This window comes from Candidimonas nitroreducens (assembly GCF_002209565.1).
Classification (GTDB): Bacteria; Pseudomonadota; Gammaproteobacteria; order Burkholderiales; family Burkholderiaceae_B; genus Candidimonas; species Candidimonas nitroreducens.
The window spans coordinates 46,387-69,332 of the sequence record NZ_NJIH01000019.1 but is presented as its reverse complement, the minus strand read 5'-3'; the positions used below and the strand labels follow the sequence as shown (position 1 = coordinate 69,332).

Here is a 22,946-nt window from a genome sequence, read left to right as displayed (position 1 = left end):
CGGCGAACACGCCCGAATCCTACATCATCGAGGAACCTGAAATGGACATAGCAATCATAGGTGGCGGCCCCGCCGGCTTGTATTTCGCGCTGTTGATGAAAAAGCATGACGCGCGCCATCGCATCCGCGTCTACGAACAGAACCGCGCCGACGCGACCTACGGCTGGGGCGTGGTGTTCTCGGACGTGGCGCTGGGCTTCCTGGCGGACGCCGATGCTGACTTCTACCGCAAGTTCACCGCCGGCCACGAGCGCTGCGACTACATGGAGATCGTGCATCGCGGCGTACATGTGCAGGTGAAGAACAATCATTTTTCGCGCGCCCCCCGCATCGCCCTGCTGGGGGTCTTGCAGGACGAATGCCGCAAGGCCGGAGTCGAGCTGCAGTTCGGCACGCGCGTCGGCGACCTAGCCAGCCTCGGTTCGCCCGACCTGATCGTAGCCGCCGACGGCGTCAACAGCGCCGTGCGCAGCCGCCATGCCGAGCACTTCCAGCCCGAGATCGAGACGCGCCGCAACAAGTTCGCCTGGTATGGCACGCGGCAGCTGTTCCATCCCGTCTCGCTCATCTTCAAGGAAAACGCGGACGGCATTTTCATTGCCCACAGCTACCAGTACAGCAAGGAGCTGAGCACCTTCCTGGTCGAGACCGACCCCGATACCTGGCGGCGCGCCGGCCTGGATCAGGCCAGCGACGAGGAAAGCCGCAAATACTGCGAGGCGGTGTTCGCGCCCGAGCTGGGCAGCAACGAATTGCTGTCGAACCGTTCGTCCTGGTTCCAGGCCAGCGTGGTGCGCAATGCCAGGTGGACGCATGGCAATATCGTGCTGCTGGGCGATGCCCTGCGCACGGTGCATTTCTCGCTGGGGTCGGGCACTCGCATGGCCATGCAGGACGCTATCGCGCTGCAGGCGGCTTTCGCCCGCCACGGCAGCGATGTCGCTGCGGCTTTTGCCGACTTCGAAAGCATCCGCCGCCCGGCTTCGGCGACGTTCCAGGAAGCCGCCGCGAAAAGCCTGGGCTGGTACGAGAATATTGCCGGCAAGATGGCACTGGATCCGATCCCGTTCGCCTACGACTATATGCGCCGCACCGGGAGGGTCGGCCATGAAGACCTGCGCGAGCGCGACCCGGAGCTGGTGGCGCGATACGAGGCCGCGCCGGCGCCCTGACCTTGTGTAGTGCCCAGCTGGCCTCAACCCTGAGGCTCGGACGGTGTCATGAGCGGGCCCGGGAACAGTTCATGCTGCAGCAGGCCCGCGACGTGTATGGCGTCGAAATCGTACCCTTCGGCCGCAACGACTTGCACGCCGACCGGCAGGCCCTGGCGGGAAAGGCCCAGGGGCATCGAGGTCGAAGGCAGGTAGCACATCCCGATGATGCCTGGCCAGAATTCCTGGTCGTAATAATCGATTTCCTCGCCGTCCACTTGCAGTGTGCGTGTTTCGGGTGCGTTGTCCGGGTAGATGGGAAAGGCGTCGCGCAACGTTGCCGGGCAGATCAGTATGTCCCAGCGGCTGAAGAATTCCCGCCAGGCTGCGCGCAGGCGGTTGCGCCATTCGTTGTGGCCGGCCCATTCGTGATGCGCGATCAGGGCCGCCCGGGCATGGCGTCCAAGCACGCTGGTCTCTTCGGGATGCGACTGCGCGATTTTCCGGTATTCGTCCAGCATGCCGACGGATTTGCCCGTGACCACTGCCGCCGTGCGCAGAATGCTGTAGACCTTTCTCGCCTGGGCTGGGTCGAAGAATGGCTGGAACCGTGTTGTCGAGCGGCAGAGGCCGCCCAGCGAGCCCAGCAGGTTTGTCAGTTTGGCGGTGATTTCTTCGCTAGTCTTAACGGCCGGGTCGCCCGGCCAGACCGCTATTCGATAGTCTTTCAGCGTGGCGGCGCGTGGTGGCGGCAGTTCCATGCTCCGTATGTCCATCGGGGAGTCGCCGCCTTGTGCCAGAACGCGCAGGAAGATGGCCAGGTCTTGCGCGCTTTTGCCCATGGGGCCGGCGGTTGCGATATCCGAGGCGGACACGTGTCCGTGCGGGGAATCGCCCAGGCCGGACACCGCGCCCCAGGTGGGCTTGTGCCCGTACACGCCGCAGAATGCGGCCGGAACCCGGATCGATCCCGCCCGGTCGCTGCCCAGCTCCATCGGGCTCAGGCCCATGGCCAGCGCCGCCGCCGCCCCTCCCGAAGATCCGCCCGGCGAGTAATTGTGGCGCCAGGGATTGTGTGTGACCCCGTACACCGAATTGCTCGATTGCCAGTCCGCACACATGAGTGGCACATTCGATTTGCCCAGGATGATGGCTCCCGCCTTGCGTACTTTACGGATGGTGGTGGAGTCGGCCGCCGCCATATTGCTCGCCCAGGCGGGGTTGCCCAGTGTGGTGGGCAGGCCTTCTACGAAGAATGACTCCTTCACGGTCATGGGCAGCCCATGCAGGGCGCCGCAGGCGTGGCCGCGGCCGAGGGCGCTGTCGGCTTGCCGGGCGGCCTCGAGCGCCCGGTCGAAGTCACGTACCGGCACGGCGTTGATGCCGGGGTCGAGCCGTTCGATCCGGTCGATGAAATATCGCGTCGCTTCCAGCGAGCTGAGGCGGCGCGTCCGGATCGCGTCGATCAGCTCGCAAGCCGTCATCGTGTGCAGTGCGGCGGTGCAATTTTCTCCTTGGCCGAGCGTCATGTTCATTTACCCTCGGCAATGTGCTTGTCTGCGATGAGTTTCGACCATCTCCTGGCGTCGGCTTCGATCACCGTCTTGAATTTGTCGGGGGGCAGGGCCGAGACATGCATGTCGAGCTGGCGGATCCTGGCGCGTATTTCGGGCCTTTCCAGAATTTCGAGCAAGGCCGAGTTGATCTTGTGCACGGCCGCGGCCGGCGCTCCGGCCGGGGCCAGTAGCCCATACCAGCCTTCTCCTTGAACCACATCGAATCCTTGCTCGGCCGCGGTGGGAACGTCCGGAAGCAAGGCGGAACGCGTTTTCCCGAACACCGCCAGGGGGCGAACCCGGCCCGACACGATTTCGGGATATTGCGCCGTGCTCGCATCGAACATAAGGTTTATCTGCCCCGAGGCCAGGTCTGTCAGGGCCTGCGTGGATGTCTTGTAGGGAACAAACAGCAGCTTGATGCCGGCACGATCCGAAAACAGCAGAGAGTACAGATATGTCAGGCTGTATTGATTACCCGCGGTGGCGTAGCTGAGACGCTGGGTGCGCTCCTTGGCCAGCTGCACCAGTTCCCGCAGGTTTTTGGCCGGTACCGAGGCATTGGCGGTCAGCAGCACTGAGAGCGTCGAAACCTGGGTGACCGGCTGCAGTTTGCGCAAGATGGAAAGCGCCTGCAGTTGGTTCATAGCCGGGCTGATGGTTACCGCCCCTGCTTGCGTGAACAGCAGCGTATAACCGTCCGGACGGGCGCGCGCCGCTTCGTTGACGGCAATGAGGCCGCCGGCTCCTGTCTTGTTCATGATCAGCACGGGCTGTCCGAGGCTTTTTGCCAGGGGCTCGGAAATAATGCGTAGCAGCACATCCAGAGAGCCGCCGGGCGCGCCGGGCGTGATGATCTGGATTTGTCTCGATGGATAGGGCTCGGCGTGCGCCGCGGCAGTGAACAGCAATGGCAGCAGCGCGCACAGCGCATGTCGCAGAATCTTCATATCAGGCACCTGATTCGATTCAATGGATGAAGAAAGGGCCCGGCCTGTTGTCGGCTCTGGCCGTTCCGGCTACGTTGTGATTGGCATGGTAAAGAACCCAATGATGAAAATATAATGAAAAAATATCGGATATTGATTCCAATCTAGAATCACGTATCTGGTGCTGCCTGCCAGTAAGGGCGCCTCTTGCTGGCAGGCAGGCCTTGGATAGACGCAATCGCAGCCGGGAACTTTTGCCTCGCGGGCGGCGATCGACCCGCGCCGCCTTCCGGAGCCCCGGTGCCATGCATCATTTTTCGAAACTACGCATCCGCCATCTGCAAGCAGTCGTCCAGTTGCACGAGACGAGAAATGTCCATCGCGCGGCGGAACAATTGTTTCTTACCCAGTCTGCGGTCAGCAAGCTCCTGATCGAGGCTGAACGCATCTTGGAGAGCCGGCTGTTCATACGCAGCAAATCGGGCATGCAGGCCACCGAGGCCGGCGCGGCCGTCGCCGTTCGCAGCAAGGCGCTGCTCGCCCAGCTCAATGCCATGCAAACGGATGTGGCCGCCATCGAGCAGGGCGCGTTGGGGCGAATCAGGCTTGGCACGACTACCTTTTCGCAGCATCGCGTCCTGCTGGAGGCGCTGACCCGCATACGTGAACAATATGCGCGCTTGTCTGTTTCCATCCAGACCGGCAGCCACGACCTGGCGCTCGCGGCTCTGCAGCAGGGCAGGCTGGACTGCGTGATCACGCGCCTTTCAGGGGCAGCGGTGCAGGGCGACTATGCATGGGACATTTTGTACGGAGAGCCTATCCGCATCGTGTGCAGCAAGAATCACCCCTTGGCCAAGGTCAAGCGTGTCCGTCCGGCGGCGCTGGCGCAGGCACAATGGGTGCTGCCGCCGGTAGAAGCGCCGTTGCGCGCCATTATGGATCGCTATTTCGTCGAGCACAGGCTGCGCCCGCCCAAGACCAATATCGAAACCCTGTCTATCCTGCATATCGAGCTGTTGCTGACGCGGAACTTGCTGCTGTCGCCGCTGCCCGGAACCATGGCCGAGTACCTTCAGCGTTCCGGCAGAGTCGGCATTCTCGACATGGATCCGCTCTGGTTCATGCCCCCGGTGGGGCTGGTGTACAGGCATTCCGACCAGAACAGCAGCGCCCTGTTGCTGTTCCGGGAATTGCTCGGGGATGCCAGCAAAGGCATGGAGCTGGTCGGCGCCGCCAGCCCTGGCGATGCAGCGTTACCGCCGGCGGGCAATATGCGTGCCGCGGGCGGTGGTGTGAGCGCGGCCCGAGCCCGGCGCACGCCTGCGCGGGCCGCAGCGGCATCAGCGAAGCGCAAAACAAGCCGCGAGCCAGGAGCCGGATGACCCCGATCGAGATGCGGCCGTCGTTGCCGGCGCTGGCGTGCGCCGAAAAGGCGCGTGGTTGCAGGGCGGCGGCGTTCAGGCCCCCGCCGACTTGTCCTGCCTGACCAGCGCTATCGCCGCGTCGACGTCGCGGTACAGGCGATCCAGCAATTCCTTGCCTATTTTTTCTTCCAGCTCTTGGTACTTCCGGTCGATCTGCGGCCGCATGTGCTTGATGAGCGCGACACTCTTGGGCGTCAGCGAAATTTCCTGGCGGCGCTGGTCGGAATCCGAGCGCGCGCGGCGGATCAGTCCCGCTTGTTCCATGCCCGCCAGCATGCGCGTCAGGCTCGGGCTCAGTATCTGGCAGCTGCGGGCGATCTGATTCGGCTCCATGGGGCCGGTTTCGCTGAGCGTGCGCAGTACGCGCCACTGCTGCTCGGTGACGCCGGCCTCGTTCAGCACGGGCCGGAAGTGCGCCATCAAGGCCTCGCGGGCGTAGAGGAACAGGTGCGGCAGATTGCGGTGGTGGAAGGATGGATGCATGTTGCCATGTTAACAAGAATGGCTGCTACCATGGAGAGATATCGCGGGGTTCGCCGATGCGTAGATCGAACCCGCGGCTCCCGGGCTGCCGGCCTGCCGGCCTTCCAGGCGGCTTGGTGTCCGAATTTTTTGCAGGGCTGTCATTGTGAGCACTCCTATGCAGGCTTCCTCTCGCACGTCGGAGCGGCTGTTCTTCGCCCTCTGGCCGGACGCCGCCACGGTGGCGCAGCTGATGGACTGGGCGCGCGCTGCCCAGGCCTTGTGCGGCGGCCGGATACTGCGGCCGGAAACCTTGCACATGACGCTGGCGTTCCTGGGCGAGACTCCCGCCGACGCCGCGCGGCGGCTTGCTTACGAGGCAGCAGGCTGGAGCGTGTCGCTGGGGCCCTTGGTGCTGAGCGAATTCGGGCGTTTCAAGGGGCCGCGCATTGTCTGGGCCGGCCCGGCGGCCGCCGAGGGCCGGGTGGCGTGGCTGGACGCGCTATACGAGGGCCTTTGGAATCGCCTGGAGCAGTGTGGCTGGAGCCGCCAGGCGGGCGCCTTCCGGCCGCATGTATCGCTGCTGCGCAACGCCGGGCCGGGCGACACGCGGCTGCTGAGCGCAGCGCCGCTGGCGTGGTCGCCGACGCGCTGCGTGCTGGTGGCGTCCAGGCCGAATAAGGGTGTGGCGCATTACGACGTGCTGGCCAGCTTGCCCGTGGCGTAATGTTCGCCGGGAGTCGCGGTGCGCAATGAGTGCCGGGGCGAGCGCAGGGGCTCCTGGGCACTCGGTGGGCGGGTTCTGGCGATGCTGTGTGTAGGCCTGGCCCAGCCGAGGGCAGAGATCAAAGGCACGGATCTGAAAACACAGATCTGAACACACAGATCTAAATGTATGTATACCCCAGTTCTGTGCTGATATTGCGTGCGGTGGCCACCACCTGGGGCGCCAGTGTGCGCCGTGCTGCCTCCACCTTCCAGCGCGGCGAGGGCACGGCGATATTGACCGCGCCTACGGGGGCGCCGGAGCGGCTTATCAGCGGGGCGGCGATCGAGATGTCGCCGATGAAAGCCTCTTGGTCGTTCAGCGCATAGCCCAGGCGCCGTGCTTCCATCAAGGCCGCGTGCAGCGCTGGCAGCTCGGTGCGAGTCAGCTCGTTCATGGGCGTGCGCTCTGCGTTCCCGAGCCTGGCCATGGCCTCGCCCTCGTCCAGCCGGGAAAGTATCGCGCGGCCGGCAGCGGTGCAGAAGGCTGGCAGGCGCGACCCCACGTGCAGGTCGACACTGACCGCGTGCAGGCTCGGGAAACGGGCCAGGTAAACGATCTCGTCGTCTTCCAGCTTCATGAGGTTGACGGTTTCACCGGTCTGCCGGTTCAGCGCCTCCATATGCGGCGTGGCCTTTTCGCGCACGCGATCCAGGGTAAGCACGGTGTGGCCGAATTCCAGCATGCGGCTTGACAGCGTGTAGGCGCGCGTGTCGGGGTGCTGGCGCAGGTATCCCAGGGTTTTCAGTGTGTGGGTAATGCGCTGCACGACGCTGCGGTTGAGTCCCGAAAGGCCGGATAGTTCGGTAAGTGTGACCGGACGCGCGGCGCGGTTGATGGCCTCGAGCACCTGGAAGCTCTTGGCCAGCGCCCCGATGAACAGCCGGCTTTCGGCATCACCCGTGCTGCCGCCGAGCTCCGGACGGAGAGGCGCAGCGGCTGGCGGTGGAAGATCAGTCTTGCGAGGCATGGACGAGCGGATCGTACAGATCGGGGCGTCGGTCGCGCCACCATGGAAAGCCTTTTCTTGCCGCGGCGGCTGCGTCCAGGTCAATTTGGCAACTGAGCAGTTCGGGCTCTTCGGTGCCGGCCTCGGCCAGGATCGTGCCGCGCGGATCGACGACCATGCTGCGTCCCAGGTGATGGCGCACCCCTTCGGTGCCGACGCGATTGCATGCCAGCACGCAGGCGCCGTTCTCGTAGGCCCTGGCCCGCAGCGGAACGTCCCAGATGGCGCTGCGGTGCGCCGGATCGGAATAGGTCGAGTAGCAGATGGGCATGGCGATCAGCTCGGCGCCCTTCAGCGCCAGCGCGCGCGACGCTTCCGGATACAGCCGGTCGTTGCAGATCTGCACGCCGATGCGCGTGCCGGCCACCGGGTAGGTGTCCAGCCTGTCTCCGGGGGTGAAATAGAATTTCTCGTAGCTGCCAGTGCCGCCACGGGCTTCGTTGGGGAAGTAGGCGGGTATGTGGGTCTTGCGGTAGGTGCCGAGTATTGCGCCGTTTTCGTCGATGACCTGCGCCGAGTTGAAGTAGCCGCTTGGGTTGCGCTCGGCCCAAGGCAGAACCAGCGCGATCCCGTGGCTGTGCGCCTTCTGGCGCAGGCGTTTCAGCACGGAGTCGTCGGCGTCCATGAAATAGCCGTCGAAGTATTCTTCGAGGCGGTTGGGAAAGAAGGGAGCGAGGAACAGTTCGCTGAACGTCAGCAGCCGCACCGACAGGCGCGCCGCCTCGTCGAGCATCTGCTGCGCCTGTGCCTCGATCTGCGCGAGACCGTCTTGTGCCACGCTGCCAGTCTGCGCGGCGGCGACCACGATGCGGCGTGCCATGGTTAGCCCCGGGCCTGCGCGCAGCTGTACGGCACGCCGCTGGCGTTGGTGGTAAACGGAAGGAAAGAGAATGTGCTCATGGAGGATCCAGCCATTAGTCTTGTAAAGAACCGGTGGAAGGCCGCAGACGGCGGCCGGTCATGAAGCGCTTAAGGCAATTGCATTGCAATACTGCTTATTGCAATTAAAAATACTAGTGGATACAGTGCGCTGATGCAAGGCCGCGGCACGCGGACATGGGGTTCGCGATCCAGTCCGGGGCTGTCCGAGCCGGCCAAACTCAAGGGCATCGCTCTACAGTTTCGCTGGGCCCTAGCCCTTCGGCCCGAGGGGCATTTTCGAGGAGCTGTGCGATGCATCGACGCAAACTGCTTTTGGCAGCACTTCCCGCGCTGCTGTTGTCCACTCATGCCCCCGCCCGGGCCGAGTCCTGGCCCGCCGAGCCGATCAAGCTGGTGGTGGCCTACCCGCCCGGCGGCAGTACCGATACGGCCGGCCGCCTGCTGGCCAAGGCGCTGGCTGCATCCCTGGGCCGTCAAGTGGTGGTTGAAAATCGTGCCGGCGCCGGCGGCACGATAGGCGCGTCCTACGTGGCGCATGCCAAGCCCGACGGGTACACGATATTGCTGGCAGCCTCGCCCGAGGTTTCGATCGCTCCGATCACTCTGAAGAACATGCCGTACGATCCCTTGAAAGATCTGGCGCCCATTTCGCTGGTCGGCAAGGTTCCGTTCGTGCTGGTGGTCAACCCCAAGGTGCCCGCCAAGTCGCTGCAAGAGCTGATCGCCTATGCCAAGGCGCATCCCGGGCAGTTGAATTATTCATCGTTCGGCACCAACACCTCGAACCACCTGATCGGCGAAGAATTCAAGGTGGCTGCGCACATCAATACCACTCATGTGCCTTACAAGGGCAGCGGCCCGTCGATCGCCGATCTGATGGGCGGCCAGGTTCAGTACACTTTCGATACCGCTACGGCTACGCTCGGCCAGGTGAAGGCGGGCCGGCTGCGGGCGCTGGCGGTGGCAACCGACAAGCGCCTGCCCAATGCGCCGTCCATTCCCACCATGGCCGAGGCCGGGCTGCCGTTCGTCGGCGGCACGTGGTTCGGGCTGCTGGCTCCGGCCAAGACGCCCCAGGCCGTCATCGACAAGCTCAATGCTGTGACCGTGGCGGCGCTGAAGTCGCCGGAATTGAACAAGGCCTTCATGGATCTGAACATCATGCCGTCTCCCGACACGCCCGCGCAGTTTCGTGGCTTCATCTCGTCGGAAATCGGGAAATGGCGCAGCCTGGCCTCCAAGGTCGGTATAGTCGCGAAATAAGGCAGGGGTAGGAATTGGCGCAATGCCGATAAGAAGTCTGGCGGGATGAAGATGAAAGCAGGGTCTGGCCGCGTCGCGGTGATTGGTGCCGGCATTGTCGGCGTATGTATAGCCCACGAATTGCGCAAGCGCGGCCGCGAGGTTTTGCTGATCGACCGCGACGAGCCGGGCAGCGGCTGCAGTTTCGGCAATTCGGGGGCCATCAGCGAGGGTTCCGTGGTGCCGCTGGCCATGCCGGGCCTGCTCAAGAGCGTGCCCGGCATGCTTTGCGACCCGGAGGGGCCCTTGTACCTGCCACCAGGCTATCTGCCGTGGGCCATGCCCTGGCTGGCCCGCTTCGCCCTGGCGTCGCGGCCGGCGGCGGCCCAGCATGCCGCGTCCCGCCTGGCGGTGGTGCATCGCAATGCCCTGCAGTTGCACCTGAACTTGGCGCGCGAGGTCGGGGCGCCGGAACTCATCCTGCGCCGCGGCCACCTGTACTTGTATCCGGACGAAAGCATACTGGCCAAGGATCAATCCGGCTGGCGCTTGCGCGAGCAGTACGGGTTTCGCGCCGAGCGCCTGGATCGCGACGGCATCCTGGCGCTGGAGCCCGGCATTGCCGAACGCTATCGCATCGGCATGTTCCTGGCGGATCACGCCACGGTAACCAACCCCTGGCGTTATGTGCAGGCCATATTCCAGCACTATGCCGCGCTGGGCGGCGACTGCCTGCGCGCCGAGGTGAGCAAATTGGCGCCTGGTTCCGGCGGATGGAATATCGAATATGCCGGCGGTGTGCCGACGGGGACGGCGGAGCAGGTCGTCGTGGCCGCGGGGGCCTGGTCGCGCAAGCTGCTGAACCCGCTGGGCGTGCATTTGCCGCTGGAGTCCCAGCGCGGCTATCACGTGCAATTCGAAGGTGGCGCCGAAGTATCGCGCACGGTGGTGCTGGCCGACCGCAAGGTATTCATCACCCCGATGGAAACCGGCCTGCGCGTGGGCGGCACGGTGGAGATCGGTGGCCTGAGCGCCGCACCCAGCCCGCGGCGCTCGCAGGCCTTGCTGCGCATCGCGCTGTCGGCATTTCCGTCATTGCGTGGGCGCGGCTACGCCACGTGGATGGGCCATCGCCCCTGCATGCCCGATTCCGTGCCGCGCATTGGCCCGGCGCCGGGCCGGGCCGGCCTATGGCTGGCGGTGGGCCATGGCCATCTGGGCCTGACCGACTCGGCCGGTACCGCACAGGCCATTGCCGACGGTATCCAGGGCCGGCGCCCCCGGCCGGAAGGGGCTTGACCGACGAATTTCCAGCCCGGGAAATCAGGGGCTGTTCGCCCTGAAAGGGGAGGGCGGCGCTCCATTTAGGGACGGCACTTCTCTTTTAGTTCCAGCGTGGGCGGGCCCCGGCCCGCTACGGCTGGCCGACCGGTCTTTTGTCCGAAACCACCTGCCCGTCTTTGATGACCATTTGCAGCTGCCGGACGTTGTTGATGTCGTCGAGCGGGTTGGCGCCGACGACAATCAGGTCGGCGATCTTGCCTGCTTCCACCGTGCCAAGCTCGTCGCCCACGCCGCAGATGGCCGCACCGTGCCTGGTGGCGGCGACCAGGGTCTGCCATGGCGTGGCGCCGTTGCGCGTCCACAGTCCCATTTCCAGCAGCGCGGCGTCTTTGAGCGGGCGGATGTCCGAGCCCAGCGCCATCTTGACCCCGGCTTTCACGGCCTTGGCGAACCAGTTCGTGTGGGTATCGCTGGCGGCTTCGGCGCGGCAGCACAGTGCGTGGGCCATGCCGCGCTGCTGCGTCCACAGGCTTTCCCATTTGTTCTTGGCCTGGCCAGGGGTGAGGTGGCTGATGGCCAGCGTAGGCACCAGCCACACGTCGTGCTTCAAGAGTAGCTCGATGCACTCGTCGTCCATGATGTAGCCATGCTCGATGCTGTGCGCGCCCAGGAGGATTGCCGCCTTCACCGCCTGCGGGTTGGTGGCGTGCGCCATGACCTTGAAGCCGCGCAGCTTGCAGATGTCGAACGCGGCTTTTATCTCGTCGTCCAGCAGGAAGGACTGGGTGTGCAGATCCCATGACGGCCCCAGGATGCCGCCGGACAGGTTGAGCTTTACGTGATCGATGCCGTTCTTGATGCCTTCCCGGATGGCTTTCACGAACCCGTACGGGCCGTCGCATTCGCGCGCATGCCCGGACGTCAGGAAGTGCCCGCCGGTGGTCGTCAGGAAGTACCCGCTGGCGAAAAGGCGCGGGCCCGTGAACTGGCCCGCCTCGAAGCTGCGCCGCCATGCCACGTCTATGTAATCGTGCGCGCCCGCGCAGCGAAAGCCCACGATGCCGGAGTCCATGAGTGCGGTTTGCAGGCGATGGCCGAACAGCGTCACTTGTTCGGCCAGCGGCATGTCGGCCAGCGAGTGGTAGTCCGGGTGCACGTGCACGTCCCATAGGCCCGGAAGCAGGTAGGCGCCCTTCAGGTCGATGACTTGGTCGTCGGGGCCGGCCGAAAAGCCGCTGTCGGGGCCGACATGGCTTATGCGCTGGCCTTCTATCACGATGGTGGTGCCGGGCCTGGGATCCGGCGATACACAATCGATGAGCGTGGAGTTGACGACTAGGGTTCGCATCATGGTCTCAAGGTAGTTGAACTAGAACGAGGAGTGCCACCATCCAAGTTTATAGTCAGGCCCCGGAAACGGCCAATGGAAAATGGCGCCGGGCTCCCGGAATCGTGTGTAGCGGTTCGTTGCGCCCACGGGCAGGCTTCCGGTATTGATGCAGAATAGTCATCAATCATCAAGTTATTTGCAATTTACAGCTAGGCCTGGCCGGGGCATAGTGTCCGGATCGGGCTTGTGCGCCGCTGCGCGGCAGCCAGACCGTACTTTCATCCTGGCCGCCGTCCGGGCCGGGTTCAATACCTTACAAGGAAGAGACACATGAAATTGCGAGCCTACTTGATCGCAGCGGCGAGCCTGGCCTGCATGGCCGGCGCGCCGGCCACGAGCCTGGCCAAATACCCCGATCGGCCCATCACGCTCATCGTGCCCTTTACGCCCGGCGGAACCACCGATATTCTGGCCCGTGCCGTGGGCGACAAGCTCGGCAAGGCCTGGGGGCAGACGGTCATCATCGAGAACGTGCCTGGCGCGGGCGGGATCATCGGCACCGAAAAGGCCGCGCAGGCCAAGCCGGACGGCTATACGCTGATGATGGGCCACATCGGCACGCTGGGGGTCAATCCCAGCCTGTATGCCAAGAAGCACATCGAGCCCCTGAAGATGTTCGAGCCCGTGGCCTGGGTGGCGCGGGTGCCGAATGTGCTGGTCGTCAACCCGAAGAAACTGCCGGTGCACGACCTGGCCGGGCTCATCGCCTATGCCAAACAGCATCCCGGGAAAATCGATTTCGGGTCGGGCGGCAACGGCAGCGCCGCCCACACGGCCACTGAATATCTGATGCTGAAGGCCGGCATCAATATGACGCACGTGCCGTATCGCGGTACCGGGCCGGCCGTCACCGACCTGATCGCGGGGCAGAACCAGCTGATGTTCACGGGGGTGCCGGCAGTGCTGGGGTTCATCCAGAGCGGCCAGCTGCGGGCGCTGGCGGTGTCCAGCACCAAGCGCGTGGCGGCCTTGCCCAAGGTGCCCACCGTGGCCGAGAGCGGGCTGCCCGGGCTGGCGGGCTTCCAGGCCGACCAGTGGTACGGCATCGTGGCGCCGGCCGGTACGCCGCATGACATCGTGGCCAAGCTCAATACCGAGATCAACCGCATTATCAGCGCACCGGAAGAACAGCATCACTTCGAAGGCCAGGGCGCCATTCCCAACCCGACCACGCCCGAAGCCTTCAAGGCTCAGATCCGCAGCGAGATCGCGCGCTGGAAAGAGGTCGTCGAAAAAGCCCATATGGCCATCAACTGAGTCGCGCAGGATCGTCCATGAGCCCGGAGCACACCCCGATCGACATAGAGCATCTGCGCAGCTGGATCGGCAGGCAGCAGCAGCGCGCGGACTATGTCTGCCCGAGCGGCGCGGCGCGCATCGCCGCGCTGCTCGACAGGGACGAGCACGAGTATGCGCCGGGCGAGCGCGTCAGCGCCGCCTGGTACGTCATGCTCTTCACCCCCACCGAGCGCCAGTCGCGGCTTGGGCCCGACGGCCATCCGCCCAAGGGCGACTTCCTGCCGCCGGTGCCGCTGGCGCGGCGCATGTTCGCCGGCCGGCGCAACCAGTTCCACGACGATCTTGAAATCGGCCGGCGCATCGTGCGCCGCTCCCAAATAACCGATGTGCAGCTCAAAGAGGGCGCCAGCGGCCGCATGTGCTTCGTGACGCTGCGCCACGAGTTCCTCGATGGCGACCGCCTGTTGCTGGTCGAGGAACAAGACGTCGTGTATCGCGGCCCCGCGCAGCCGGGCGCCGCGAAATCATCCCGCAAGCCGGCGGCGCTGCCAGAGGCCACGGCGCGCAAGGAAATGGTGTTCGATCCCACCATGCTGCTGCGCTACTCGGCCATTACCTTCAATGCGCACCGCATTCATTACGATGCGCAATATGCCAGCGAGGTCGAGCGCTATCCGGCGCTGGTAGTCAATGGCGGCCTCACGACCCTGTTCCTGTGGGACTTCGCCATGCAGCGGGCGGGCGGGCGCCTGCGCGCCTCGCGTTCGCGCAACCTGCGCCCGCTGTTCGTCAACCGGCCGGTGGGCCTGAACCTGGCGCTGGACGCGCAAACCGGCCATGGCCAGGCCTGGGCCGTCAATGAACAGGGGGAAACGGCCGTCCTGATCGAGCTGGAAATAGAGCGGCCCTGAGGCTGGCATAAAACCCGGCTACGGCCCGGCTAAGGCCTGGCTGCAGCCTGCAATCATAAAGGCCGCGCGCACCCCGCAAGCCGGGAAGCACGCGGCACGCGGTGGAAAGCAATGAACGATACTGAGCAAGACAAGAAACACGGCGAGCAGCATGAGCGGCATGAAAAAAACGTGCCCCTGAAGGGCATCAAAGTGCTGGATCTGACCTCGGTGGTGGTCGGGCCGGTGGCCACGCAATTCCTGGCCGATTACGGCGCCGAGGTCATCAAGGTGGAAATGCCCAGCGGCGACTTGCTGCGCAAGCTGGGCGGCGCCTCGGTCAGTGGCTCGATGTCCGCCAAGTTCCTGCACCTGAACCGCAACAAGCGCTCGGTGGTGCTGGATCTGAAGCTGGACGCGGCGCGCAAGGCCTTGCGGCATCTGTGCGCGCAGGTCGACATCGTGGTGGTGAACATGCGGCCGCACGCGCTGGAGCGCGCCGGCCTGAGCTACGACGCGCTGCAGGCGGTGAACCCGTGCCTGATCTATTGCAGCCTGCTGGGTTTCGGGCGCAAGGGGCGCTACGCGCATCGGCCGGCCTACGACAGCATCATCCAGGGCGCCAGCGGCATCTCTTCGGTGGTGGACAAGATGTACGGCGAGCCCGGCTATGTGCCCATGGTCATGGCCGACCACACCGTGGGCCTGATCGCCGTGCAGATGATACTGATGGCCCTGTACCAGCGCGAGCGCACCGGCATGGGAGAGTGCATCGAGGTACCCATGCTCGAGAACATGGCGGCCTATGTCATGGCCGAGCACATGTACCTGCGCACCTTCGACCCGCCGCTGGGCGGCAATTTCGACCCGCGGGTGTCCAACCCGCAGGCCCGGCCCATCAAGACCAAAGACAGCTACATCTGCCTGTCGGCCAATACCGACCAGCAGGCGTTTGCCTTCTTCGAGGCCATCGGTCGTCCCGAGCTGAAGGACGACCCGCGCTTTTGTTCCGTGGCCGCGCGCTTCCGCAATACCCGCGAGTACTTCGAATTGCGCGCTACGGCGCTGCTGCAGAAGACCACGGTGCAGTGGCTGGAAATCTTCGACCGGCTCAATGTGCCGGCCATGCCCTACAACACCCTGGAACACCTGCCCGACGACCCGCACATCCGCGACGTCGGCTTGTTCCAGAAGGTGCAGCATCCCACCGAAGGGCCCATCTGGAACATCGGCCTGCCCAATACCTTGCGCAACGGCACGCCGGCCGATTACTCGCCGCCGCCGCCGCTGGGCGCCGACACCGTTGCCGTGCTGCGCGAATACGGCCTGGACGAGTCGGCGATCGCCGCCGTTACGCAGCCTGCGACGGCGTAAGAGTAGCGCGCCGCGGCAGCGATTCTATTGTTTCGCCTGTGACTGTCGGGGCCGGGGCGGCGAACGGTGAGTTCGCCGTCCTGCCCTGAAGGCTTGCTCAGGGGGCTACGGCTGCCCGCCGGTCATGCTTGGCCAGCCGCGCCAGCAGATAATCTACTTCTTCGCGCGTCTGCGCCGTGAGCGGCGCCGCCGGCTGCCTCAGCGCCGCGCTGCTCAGCAGGCCGCGGCGCATCAGCACGTATTTGCGCACCGCCAGGCCGACGCCGGGCTGTTGCTCGTAGCGGATCAGCGGCAGGTGCGCGTCGAACAGGTCGTGTGCCGCGTCGCGTTTGCCTTCACCGTATAGCCGCACCACGTCGCACAGCATGTCGGGAAAGCAATAGCCCGTGTTGGCGCCGTCGGCGCCGCGCGACATTTCGAAGTCCAGGAACAGCCCGTTGTTGCCGCACATGATCGATATGTGTCGCATCGACCCGTCGCGCTCGAAGCCGCGCAGTGTCGAGATCTTTTCCAGGCCCGGCCAGTCTTCGTGCTTGAGCATGACGCAGGCGGGGTTTTCGCTGACGATGCGGCGTATCACCCCGGGCGTCATCTGCACCGAGAAGGTCAGCGGATAGTCCTGGATGATGAAGGGGATGTCTTCGCCGATGGCGCGCGAGGCCTGGCGGTAGTAATTGACGATCTGATCGTCGGTGCGCAGGGTGTTGGGCGGCGCGATCATCACGCCGGCCGCGCCCAGATCCATGACCTGCTTGCTGAGCGCCGCCATGGCCGCAAAGCCCGGCGCCGATACCCCGACCACTACCGGCAGGCCCTGCGCCTTGCTGATGTAGCGCGCCACCACGCTGGCCGCCTCGTCGAAGGCCAGCTTGGGCGCCTCGCCCAGCTGGCCCAGCACCGTGATGCCCGTGGTGCCGGCCTGGACGTAGAAATCGGCCAGGCGGTCTATGGAAGGTACGTCTATGCTGCCATCGTCGAGAAAAGGCGTGGGGGCGATCACCACGACGCCCTTTTGTTCGGCTGTGAGTTTCATTGCGGGGTTCCTGGAAATGGCGCGGGCTCGCGGACGGCCCGCAAAAGCAAATATATAGGGTTCTGCTGAATCAGACGACCCATGGATGGAATCTGCACTGTAAAGCCGTCTGGCCTTGCGATCCTATTGCAAATATTGCAGGGATTCATGCCTTATATACATCAATACGGCGTATCGATGCGCAGATACGGGGCGGGCCGCCGTGTGTTGTGAGCGCCGCCCATCATTGCGCACCGGGCCGGCGGCGGCCCGATGCGAGGTGCTCGACCGCCAGGTCGTACAGCGGGCGCGACAGCGCCGACAGCGGCCGGTCGGCGCGCCTGAAGATCTGGATCGGGCGCACCACTCGAGGTGTATGCAGCGGCAGCACCTGCAGTTCGCCCGCCGAGAGCATGCGCACGGCCGTCTGCGGCAGCACGGCAAGGCCGGCGCCGCCCAATACCATGCCGGTGATCGTGGCCAGGTGCGAAACTTCGTAGGCGAAGAAGAGATCCAGCTTGTGTTCGTGCACGACCTGTTCCAGCTGCAGGCGCAGGCCGCTGAGCGAGCTGGCGCCGACCAAGGGGATGCCTTCGAGTTCTTTCCAAGCCAGCCTGCGGCGGCGGCCCAGTGGATGGCCGTTGGGGCATACCGCCACCACGGGATCGTCGAACAGGGGCTGGTATTCCAGGTCGGAGTGCAGGGAGCCGGGCACCGAGATGCCGAAGTCGGCCTCGCCTTCCAGCACGGCCTCGCGGATCTCGTAGGCCGAGCGATCCAGGATGTGGATGCGGTTGCGCGGATAGAGGCGCCGGTATTCGGCCAGCACCGGCGGCAGCAGCGCCGCGGCGATGGTGGGCAGGCAGGCCACCACGAAGCGCCCGTAGCCCTTGGCGGCATTGTCCTTCATGTCGTCCAGGGCGGCCGCCAGCTCGCGCACGATGCGGCGCGCGCGCGGCAGGAAGTCGCGCCCGGCCTGGCTCAGGCTGACCGAGCGCGTGGTGCGCACGAACAGTTCTACGCCTATGCTTTCTTCCAGCTTGGACACGCGCCGGCTCAGCGCCGTCTGCGACAGGTGCAGGTGTTCGGCGGCACTGCTGAAATTGCCCAGTTCGGCGATGAAGACGAAGGCTTGTACGCCCAGTATGTCCAGTCGCAGCATGAGATCCGCCGTGTCGAAAGAGCCGGTGTGCGCAGGTGGGGATTAGATGCGGCTTCCCCGCCTGCGCACGCCGGATCCGGGTTGCGTTTTTGCCGCCTTTATTGCTGCAGCGAAATGTGGTTCGCCTTGACCACTTCCCGCCAGCGCGCCGTCTCGGACTTGACGAAGGCCGCGAACTCGGCCGAGGTGCTGCCCACCGCCGTCAGGCCGAGCTTGTGCAGTTTTTCCTGTATTGCGGGGTTTTTCATGGTGGCCTGGATCGCCTGCTGCAGGCGCGCCACCACTTCCGGCGGCGTGCCGGCGGGCGCGAAGAAGCCGTTCCATTCGAGCACGCTGAAATTCTTCAGGCCCGATTCGGACATGGTGGGCACGTCGGGCAGTTCTTTCATGCGCGTGGCCGAAGTGACCGCCAGCGCCTTGAGCTTATGGCTGGTGATATAGCCCAGGCTGGAGGCCGCATTGGCGAAGTACACGTTGACCTGGCCGCTCATGACGTCGACGATGGCCGGCGCACCGCCTTTGTAGGGCACGTGCACAATGTCGATGCCGGTTTCCTTCTTGAGCAGCTCGCCGATCATCTGCGCCAGGCTGCCCGGCCCGTACGAGGCGAAGGTGTACTTGCCGGGCGCCTTGCGGGCCGCGTCGATGTAGGACTGCAGCGAGGTGAAGGGCGAGTTCATCGCGGTCACCATGATGTTGGGCACGCTTACCGCCTGCGACACCGGGATGAAGTCTTTCTGCGCGTTGTAGGGCAGCTTGCGCAGCACCGGGTTGATGGCGAACGACGAGGCATCGTACAGCAGGGTGTAGCCGTTGGGGGTGGCGCGCGCCACGTAGGCTGCGCCGATCGAGCCGCTGGCCCCGCCCTTGTTTTCGATGACGACGCTTTGCTTGAGTTCCTGGCTCAGGCCCTGCGAGATGATGCGCGCCGCGTTGTCGGCGCCGCCACCGGGCGAATAGGGCACCACGACCGTGATGGGTTTGTCGGGAAATGCCGCGGCCGCGGCGCTGCCGGGGACGGCCAGGCAGGCCAGCGCGCTTGCCAGTGCGGGAATCGCATACAGGCGTTTGGGGATGATGCTCATGGGAGCCTCCTTGTTGTGTACATCGGGTACGTATCGTATTGGGTGCGGCACGGAGCCATTGTGCCGCACCCGTTGTGTGGCGGCGGGTTTCGGGCCGGGCGCATGGCCGCCGCGGCTGGGCGGCACGCCCGGTTCAGGCGACCGCCTTCTGTTCGAAGAGCGCGTCGATCTCATCGCTGCCATAGCCCGCCTGGTCGAGGATTTCGCGCGTGTGCTGGCCCAGCCGCGGCCCGGGCACCGGAGGCATCGGGTCGCAGCCCTGGAACTTGATCAGGTTGGCCACGCCCTTGTAGCGGCCCACCGTGGGGTGCTCGAAGTCGGCCAGGTAGGCCTGTTCCTGCACCTGCGGGTTGTCGATGATGTCTTCGGGGCGGCGCACCGCCGCGCAGGGCACGGCCGAACCGAACAGTTCTTCCCATTCCAGCGCCGTGCGCTGCAGCAGGGCCGCGCGCAGTAGGGGCACGATTTCCTCGGCATGTTCGGCGCGCTTGCGCACGCTGTCGTAGCGCTCGCCTTCCGCCAGCTGCGGCACGCCCGTCAGCGTGCACAGCGACTTCCAGAAATGCGGCGTATTGGCCGACAGGTACAGAAAGCCCTGGCGCGTGGGGTGTATGCCCGTGATGCCGCCCGAGCGCATGTCGCGCTCGATGTGGCGCGGTTCGTTTTCGGCAAAGACCATGCGCGCCGCCTGCATGGCCAGGGCGCTGCCCAGCAGCGACACCGAGATCTCGCGGCCGTACTTGGTGCGCTCGCGCTGGAACAGGGCCGCCGAAACGGCGTTCGACACCATCGAGGCCGCGTAGAAGTCGACCGCCGACCCATACACGATCTGTGGCTGCTCGGCGCTGCCCTGCGAGGTGCAAATGCCGCTCATGGCCTGCAGCACCTGGTCGTAGCCCGCCTTGTCGGCCAGGGGGCCCGAGGCGCCGTAGCCCGTCATGGCGCAGTAGATCAGGCGCGGATTGAGTTTTTCCAGGGTTTCGTAGTCGATCTTCAGGCGCTTGGGAACCGCGGGGCGGAAGTTGTGCACCAGCACGTCGGCCGATTGCGTCAGGCGCTGGAACACGGCCAGGCCGGCCGCGCTCTTGAGGTCGATGACCATGCCCTTCTTGCCCCGGTTCACCCCCAGGAAGGCGCGGCTTTCGGCCTGCAGGGTGGAGGGATAGCGGCGCAGATTGTCGCCTTCGGGCGATTCGATCTTGATGACCTCGGCGCCCATGTCGGCGAGCAGCGCGCAGCCATAGGGGCCGGCGATGTAGGCGCTGAGATCCAGTACCCGGATCCCGCCCAGAGGCGCATTGTCGTGTAGCGTTGCCATGGATGTTTTCCTTTTGCCTTGCCGTTGCCTGCTTGACTTATACCGCGTGCCGCCCCGCTATTGCGCCGGCGCGTATTGCGCGGCCTGGCGCAATACCTCGTGAGCCCTGGCCACGAAAGGCACGTCGATCATCTTGCCCTCGAGCAGGAAGGCGCCGTTTTGCTGGCTGGCTTGCGCGGCTTGCGTCACCTTGCGCGCCCATATGATCTCGCCTTCGGAGGGGCGGAAGACTTCATTGGCGATCGCCACCTGGCGCGGGTGGATGCAGGTCTTGCCCAGGAAGCCCAGGCCGCGCGCCAGCTGCGCCTCGGCGCGGTAGCCCTCGACGTTGGCCGCATCGGCATAGGCGGCATCGTAGGCGTAGACCCCGCCCGCGGCCGCGGCCATGCGCAGCTCGAACATGACCGCGTGCACATTGGCCGCATCATAGCGCCGTATGCCCAGCGGCTCGAACAGGTCGCCCAGGCCCAGCTGCAGGCCGCACACGCGCTCGTGGCTCGTGGCGATGTCGGCGGCGGCGTGCAGGGCGTGCGGCGTCTCGATATTGGCCAGCAGCGCGATGTCGCCGGGCAGCGCCCGCGCGCGCTCGAGTTCTTGCAGCCGGCCCGCGAAATCGAGCACCTGCTGCGCCGAGTCGATCTTGGGCACGTTGATCACCTGCACCGCAGGGTGGCAGCATGCCTGCAGGTCGGCGCCGAAGTGCGGGGTGTCCATGGCGTTGACGCGCACGATGAGCGTCTTGCCGGTCGCGGGCGCCGTATCCAGGAACTTCAGCAGCTCGCCGCGGGCGTAGTCCTTGCGGTTTTCCAGTACCGAATCTTCCAGATCGAAGCTGATGGCGTCGGCGTCCGAGGCCAGTGCTTTGTCGAACAGTTCCGGGCGCGATGCCGGAACGAACAGCTTGCTGCGCATGATGGGTCTCCTAGGCGAGGCTCGCGGCTTGTGGCGGTGTATGCAGTGTATAGGCCGGCCGGCGGCTCCAGTGCCGTATTGTGCTTGTGAAAAGATAAAAAAGTAGCTGTAATTCTCGTATCAAAAGATATGTTTACTATCTTTGCGCTGGGCCGGCGGCGCGAAGCCTGCCGCCCGCCCCGGCCGTGTAAGCCCTGCCGCAGGCAGGCACCGCTCTGGCGCCCCGGATACCGAATGACATGAATACCAAGTTCCTGAATACGCTGTTGCTGATCCATAAGCACGGTTCCATGGCCGAGGCCGGGCGCCGCCTGAATCTGACGCATGGCGCGGTGGCCCAGCAGATCCGCGCCCTGGAAGGCGAGCTGAACGTGGCCCTGGTGACCCGCGCCGGCCATACCGTACACCTGACCGAGGCCGGCATGCGCATCCTGGACAAGGCGCGCGACATCCAGTCAAGTATCGACGAGCTGACCTCGCTTGCCAAGTCCGACGAGGTGCGCGGCGAGCTGCGGCTGGGCGCCGGCAACACCTCGCTGCACAGCGTGGTGCCCTACGTGCTGGCGCGCCTGGTGCGCAAGCACCCCCAAGTCAATGTCATGATCAATCCGGGCTACTCGGCCGATTTCTACCCGGCCGTCGAGAGCAAGGAGCTGGACGCGGCAATCGCCACGCAGGCGCCTTATGCGCTGCCCAAGAGCCTGAACTGGCAGTTGTTGCGGGAAGAGCCCTTCGTGCTGCTGGCCGCGCAGCGGCACGCGGCGCGCGCGCCGCTGGATCTGCTGCGCCGCCAGCCTTTCATCCGCTACGAGCGCAACAGCTGGACGGGGCAGATGATCGGCCGCTACCTGAAGGGGCTGGGCCTGCAGCCGCGCGAGCGCTTCGAGCTGAACAGCCTGGAGTCCATTGCGCTGATGGTGCATCTGGATCTGGGCGTGGCCATCGTGCCGCTGGCCGCCAATTTGATGGGGCCGCAGCTGCGCATCGTCGCGCTGCCGCTGGGCGACTATGGCGAGCCCAGGCGCTTCGGCCTGATCTGGTCGAGGTCTTCGCCCAAGACAGGGCTGATACAGGCGTTCCTGGAGGCCGCGCGGCTGGAATACCGGGCGCACGCGGCGGCGCTGGTCGAGCGCGGCCGCGGCCGCGCGGGGCGCCCTCAGGCCTGATCGACGCTGCCTTCCCCGCCGGGGGGGCGCTGCAGCATGGGCTTGCGGATGATCTCGCCCAGCGTCGAATAGAACGGCCCGCCCAGCCGCGCCACGGGCCGGATGCGATGGCTGTCGACGCGATGGCCGTCGTAGACCTGGTCGGACAGATGAAAAGCCACTACCTCGCCGATATACAGGGTATTGACGCCGCGGCCCAGCACGACCTTCTGGTCGAGCCGGCATTCCATCTGCACGGGCGTGTTGGCGATGCGTGGCGGCGCGACCACGCGGCTGGGCAGCAGCGGGATGTCCAGCGCCGCGGCTTCGCTGGTGCCGCGCGGATAGTTGGCCGCCGACTTGTGCATCGCTTCCATCGAGGCCTCGTCGACCACGTTGACCACGAATTCCCCGCTGGCCGAGATATTGATGGCGGTGTCCTTATGCTCGCCTTCGCGGGTGGCGATATTCACGGCCAGCATCGGCGGGCTGGTGGCCACGTAGTTGTAGGAACTGAACGGCGCCAGGTTGGCCGAGCCGTCCGGGTTCAGGGTGCTGATCCAGGCGATGGGGCGCGGCACGACGCAGCCTACCAGCAGGCGGTAGCTGGTTTCCGTGTCCAGGCTTTCCTGGCCCAGGTAGGTGTAAGTGTGCAGGGGTGATGGCATGAGGGATCCTTGCAGGGCAGCGGCGGCGCCCTTGTGGCGCCGG

General features: G+C 65.2%; 21 protein-coding genes. 9 read left to right on the top strand and 12 right to left on the bottom strand.

Going from position 1 to position 22,946, the window contains the following annotated elements; translation table 11 throughout:
* Nucleotides 1-41: 41 nt before the first annotated feature.
* A complete protein-coding gene (locus tag CEY11_RS23995; RefSeq protein WP_088605976.1) occupies nt 42-1,172 on the top strand; it encodes an FAD-dependent monooxygenase in 1,131 nt (376 codons plus the stop codon).
* Nucleotides 1,173-1,195: 23 nt separating this feature from the next.
* Here the strand turns inward: CEY11_RS23995 and CEY11_RS23990 are convergent, their stop codons facing one another.
* Both CEY11_RS23990 and CEY11_RS23985 read right to left on the bottom strand, forming a co-directional pair.
* Nucleotides 1,196-2,686: an amidase family protein gene (locus CEY11_RS23990; protein ID WP_088605960.1), complete on the bottom strand. Its 1,491-nt coding sequence runs from the start codon at nt 2,684-2,686 to the stop codon at nt 1,196-1,198.
* Nucleotides 2,683-3,657: a Bug family tripartite tricarboxylate transporter substrate binding protein gene (locus CEY11_RS23985; protein WP_088605959.1), complete on the bottom strand. Its 975-nt coding sequence runs from the start codon at nt 3,655-3,657 to the stop codon at nt 2,683-2,685. Before CEY11_RS23985 ends, CEY11_RS23990 begins: the two co-directional genes overlap by 4 nt.
* Nucleotides 3,658-3,941: 284 nt before the next feature.
* Here CEY11_RS23985 and CEY11_RS23980 point away from each other — a divergent pair, with 284 nt between their 5' ends.
* Nucleotides 3,942-5,021: a LysR family transcriptional regulator gene (locus tag CEY11_RS23980; RefSeq protein ID WP_088605958.1), complete on the top strand. Its 1,080-nt coding sequence runs from the start codon at nt 3,942-3,944 to the stop codon at nt 5,019-5,021.
* A gap of 75 nt (nt 5,022-5,096) precedes the next feature.
* On the opposite strand, the gene hpaR is transcribed toward CEY11_RS23980, so the two are convergent.
* Entirely contained in the window at nt 5,097-5,546 is a 450-nt protein-coding gene (gene hpaR, locus CEY11_RS23975) for a homoprotocatechuate degradation operon regulator HpaR (RefSeq protein ID WP_088605957.1), read from the bottom strand.
* Nucleotides 5,547-5,703: 157 nt separating this feature from the next.
* On the opposite strand from hpaR, the gene thpR reads away from it, so the two are divergent.
* The gene (gene thpR, locus CEY11_RS23970) at nt 5,704-6,252 is read left to right on the top strand and encodes an RNA 2',3'-cyclic phosphodiesterase (protein WP_088605956.1); all 549 of its coding nucleotides are present in this window, start codon (nt 5,704-5,706) and stop codon (nt 6,250-6,252) included.
* Between the two features lie 160 nt (nt 6,253-6,412).
* Here the strand turns inward: thpR and CEY11_RS23965 are convergent, their stop codons facing one another.
* The gene (locus CEY11_RS23965; protein WP_088605955.1) at nt 6,413-7,261 is read right to left on the bottom strand and encodes an IclR family transcriptional regulator; all 849 of its coding nucleotides are present in this window, start codon (nt 7,259-7,261) and stop codon (nt 6,413-6,415) included.
* Nucleotides 7,245-8,120 (bottom strand): carbon-nitrogen hydrolase family protein, encoded by an 876-nt coding sequence (locus CEY11_RS23960; RefSeq protein ID WP_088605954.1) that lies wholly within the window; start codon nt 8,118-8,120, stop codon nt 7,245-7,247. The genes CEY11_RS23965 and CEY11_RS23960 overlap by 17 nt, the downstream gene beginning before the upstream one ends.
* Before the next feature lie 353 nt (nt 8,121-8,473).
* On the opposite strand from CEY11_RS23960, the gene CEY11_RS23955 reads away from it, so the two are divergent.
* Both CEY11_RS23955 and CEY11_RS23950 read left to right on the top strand, forming a co-directional pair.
* Nucleotides 8,474-9,445, top strand: coding sequence for a Bug family tripartite tricarboxylate transporter substrate binding protein (locus CEY11_RS23955; protein ID WP_088605953.1), 972 nt, complete (start codon nt 8,474-8,476; stop codon nt 9,443-9,445).
* A 45-nt stretch (nt 9,446-9,490) separates the two neighbouring features.
* On the top strand, nt 9,491-10,723 hold the full coding sequence (locus CEY11_RS23950; RefSeq protein ID WP_088605952.1) for an NAD(P)/FAD-dependent oxidoreductase: 1,233 nt from the start codon (nt 9,491-9,493) through the stop codon (nt 10,721-10,723).
* A gap of 115 nt (nt 10,724-10,838) precedes the next feature.
* Here the strand turns inward: CEY11_RS23950 and CEY11_RS23945 are convergent, their stop codons facing one another.
* On the bottom strand, nt 10,839-12,056 hold the full coding sequence (locus CEY11_RS23945) for an amidohydrolase family protein (protein ID WP_158215429.1): 1,218 nt from the start codon (nt 12,054-12,056) through the stop codon (nt 10,839-10,841).
* A 312-nt stretch (nt 12,057-12,368) separates the two neighbouring features.
* On the opposite strand from CEY11_RS23945, the gene CEY11_RS23940 reads away from it, so the two are divergent.
* The 3 genes from CEY11_RS23940 to CEY11_RS23930 all read left to right on the top strand — a co-directional run bounded on the left by CEY11_RS23940 (nt 12,369) and on the right by CEY11_RS23930 (nt 15,601).
* Nucleotides 12,369-13,355 (top strand): Bug family tripartite tricarboxylate transporter substrate binding protein, encoded by a 987-nt coding sequence (locus CEY11_RS23940; protein WP_088605950.1) that lies wholly within the window; start codon nt 12,369-12,371, stop codon nt 13,353-13,355.
* Between the two features lie 17 nt (nt 13,356-13,372).
* A complete protein-coding gene (locus CEY11_RS23935) occupies nt 13,373-14,248 on the top strand; it encodes an FAS1-like dehydratase domain-containing protein (RefSeq protein WP_088605949.1) in 876 nt (291 codons plus the stop codon).
* A gap of 111 nt (nt 14,249-14,359) precedes the next feature.
* Nucleotides 14,360-15,601 (top strand): CaiB/BaiF CoA transferase family protein, encoded by a 1,242-nt coding sequence (locus tag CEY11_RS23930; protein WP_088605948.1) that lies wholly within the window; start codon nt 14,360-14,362, stop codon nt 15,599-15,601.
* A gap of 97 nt (nt 15,602-15,698) precedes the next feature.
* Here CEY11_RS23930 and CEY11_RS23925 read toward each other — a convergent pair whose 3' ends face one another.
* The 5 genes from CEY11_RS23925 to CEY11_RS23905 all read right to left on the bottom strand — a co-directional run bounded on the left by CEY11_RS23925 (nt 15,699) and on the right by CEY11_RS23905 (nt 21,090).
* Nucleotides 15,699-16,634, bottom strand: a complete 936-nt coding sequence (locus tag CEY11_RS23925; RefSeq protein ID WP_088605947.1) for a dihydrodipicolinate synthase family protein — start codon at nt 16,632-16,634, stop codon at nt 15,699-15,701.
* A 223-nt stretch (nt 16,635-16,857) separates the two neighbouring features.
* Nucleotides 16,858-17,775, bottom strand: a complete 918-nt coding sequence (locus CEY11_RS23920; protein ID WP_088605946.1) for a LysR family transcriptional regulator — start codon at nt 17,773-17,775, stop codon at nt 16,858-16,860.
* A 98-nt stretch (nt 17,776-17,873) separates the two neighbouring features.
* The gene (locus CEY11_RS23915; RefSeq protein ID WP_088605945.1) at nt 17,874-18,860 is read right to left on the bottom strand and encodes a tripartite tricarboxylate transporter substrate binding protein; all 987 of its coding nucleotides are present in this window, start codon (nt 18,858-18,860) and stop codon (nt 17,874-17,876) included.
* A 133-nt stretch (nt 18,861-18,993) separates the two neighbouring features.
* Nucleotides 18,994-20,178 (bottom strand): CaiB/BaiF CoA transferase family protein, encoded by a 1,185-nt coding sequence (locus tag CEY11_RS23910; RefSeq protein WP_088605944.1) that lies wholly within the window; start codon nt 20,176-20,178, stop codon nt 18,994-18,996.
* A 57-nt stretch (nt 20,179-20,235) separates the two neighbouring features.
* A complete protein-coding gene (locus CEY11_RS23905) occupies nt 20,236-21,090 on the bottom strand; it encodes an HpcH/HpaI aldolase/citrate lyase family protein (protein WP_088605943.1) in 855 nt (284 codons plus the stop codon).
* A gap of 239 nt (nt 21,091-21,329) precedes the next feature.
* On the opposite strand from CEY11_RS23905, the gene CEY11_RS23900 reads away from it, so the two are divergent.
* A complete protein-coding gene (locus CEY11_RS23900; protein WP_088605942.1) occupies nt 21,330-22,256 on the top strand; it encodes a LysR family transcriptional regulator in 927 nt (308 codons plus the stop codon).
* Here CEY11_RS23900 and CEY11_RS23895 read toward each other — a convergent pair.
* Nucleotides 22,247-22,903 carry a flavin reductase family protein gene (locus tag CEY11_RS23895; protein WP_088605941.1) on the bottom strand — a complete coding sequence of 219 codons (657 nt, stop codon included), beginning with the start codon at nt 22,901-22,903 and terminating at the stop codon, nt 22,247-22,249. The genes CEY11_RS23900 and CEY11_RS23895 overlap by 10 nt on opposite strands.
* Nucleotides 22,904-22,946 lie beyond the last annotated feature (43 nt).

Bases quoted from the DNA above. Each gene is read 5' to 3' on its own strand.
- hpaR (WP_088605957.1), bottom strand. From the start codon at position 5,546: ATGCATCCATCCTTCCACCACCGCAATCTGCCGCACCTGTTCCTCTAC.
- thpR (WP_088605956.1), top strand. From the start codon at position 5,704: ATGCAGGCTTCCTCTCGCACGTCGGAGCGGCTGTTCTTCGCCCTCTGG.
- CEY11_RS23995 (WP_088605976.1), top strand. From the start codon at position 42: ATGGACATAGCAATCATAGGTGGCGGCCCCGCCGGCTTGTATTTCGCG.
- CEY11_RS23945 (WP_158215429.1), bottom strand. From the start codon at position 12,056: ATGCGAACCCTAGTCGTCAACTCCACGCTCATCGATTGTGTATCGCCG.
- CEY11_RS23900 (WP_088605942.1), top strand. From the start codon at position 21,330: ATGAATACCAAGTTCCTGAATACGCTGTTGCTGATCCATAAGCACGGT.
- CEY11_RS23925 (WP_088605947.1), bottom strand. From the start codon at position 16,634: ATGAAACTCACAGCCGAACAAAAGGGCGTCGTGGTGATCGCCCCCACG.
- CEY11_RS23910 (WP_088605944.1), bottom strand. From the start codon at position 20,178: ATGGCAACGCTACACGACAATGCGCCTCTGGGCGGGATCCGGGTACTG.
- CEY11_RS23935 (WP_088605949.1), top strand. From the start codon at position 13,373: ATGAGCCCGGAGCACACCCCGATCGACATAGAGCATCTGCGCAGCTGG.
- CEY11_RS23915 (WP_088605945.1), bottom strand. From the start codon at position 18,860: ATGAGCATCATCCCCAAACGCCTGTATGCGATTCCCGCACTGGCAAGC.
- CEY11_RS23895 (WP_088605941.1), bottom strand. From the start codon at position 22,903: ATGCCATCACCCCTGCACACTTACACCTACCTGGGCCAGGAAAGCCTG.
- CEY11_RS23940 (WP_088605950.1), top strand. From the start codon at position 12,369: ATGAAATTGCGAGCCTACTTGATCGCAGCGGCGAGCCTGGCCTGCATG.
- CEY11_RS23990 (WP_088605960.1), bottom strand. From the start codon at position 2,686: ATGAACATGACGCTCGGCCAAGGAGAAAATTGCACCGCCGCACTGCAC.
- CEY11_RS23955 (WP_088605953.1), top strand. From the start codon at position 8,474: ATGCATCGACGCAAACTGCTTTTGGCAGCACTTCCCGCGCTGCTGTTG.
- CEY11_RS23980 (WP_088605958.1), top strand. From the start codon at position 3,942: ATGCATCATTTTTCGAAACTACGCATCCGCCATCTGCAAGCAGTCGTC.
- CEY11_RS23985 (WP_088605959.1), bottom strand. From the start codon at position 3,657: ATGAAGATTCTGCGACATGCGCTGTGCGCGCTGCTGCCATTGCTGTTC.
- CEY11_RS23965 (WP_088605955.1), bottom strand. From the start codon at position 7,261: ATGCCTCGCAAGACTGATCTTCCACCGCCAGCCGCTGCGCCTCTCCGT.
- CEY11_RS23960 (WP_088605954.1), bottom strand. From the start codon at position 8,120: ATGGCACGCCGCATCGTGGTCGCCGCCGCGCAGACTGGCAGCGTGGCA.
- CEY11_RS23930 (WP_088605948.1), top strand. From the start codon at position 14,360: ATGAACGATACTGAGCAAGACAAGAAACACGGCGAGCAGCATGAGCGG.
- CEY11_RS23905 (WP_088605943.1), bottom strand. From the start codon at position 21,090: ATGCGCAGCAAGCTGTTCGTTCCGGCATCGCGCCCGGAACTGTTCGAC.
- CEY11_RS23920 (WP_088605946.1), bottom strand. From the start codon at position 17,775: ATGCTGCGACTGGACATACTGGGCGTACAAGCCTTCGTCTTCATCGCC.
- CEY11_RS23950 (WP_088605952.1), top strand. From the start codon at position 9,491: ATGAAGATGAAAGCAGGGTCTGGCCGCGTCGCGGTGATTGGTGCCGGC.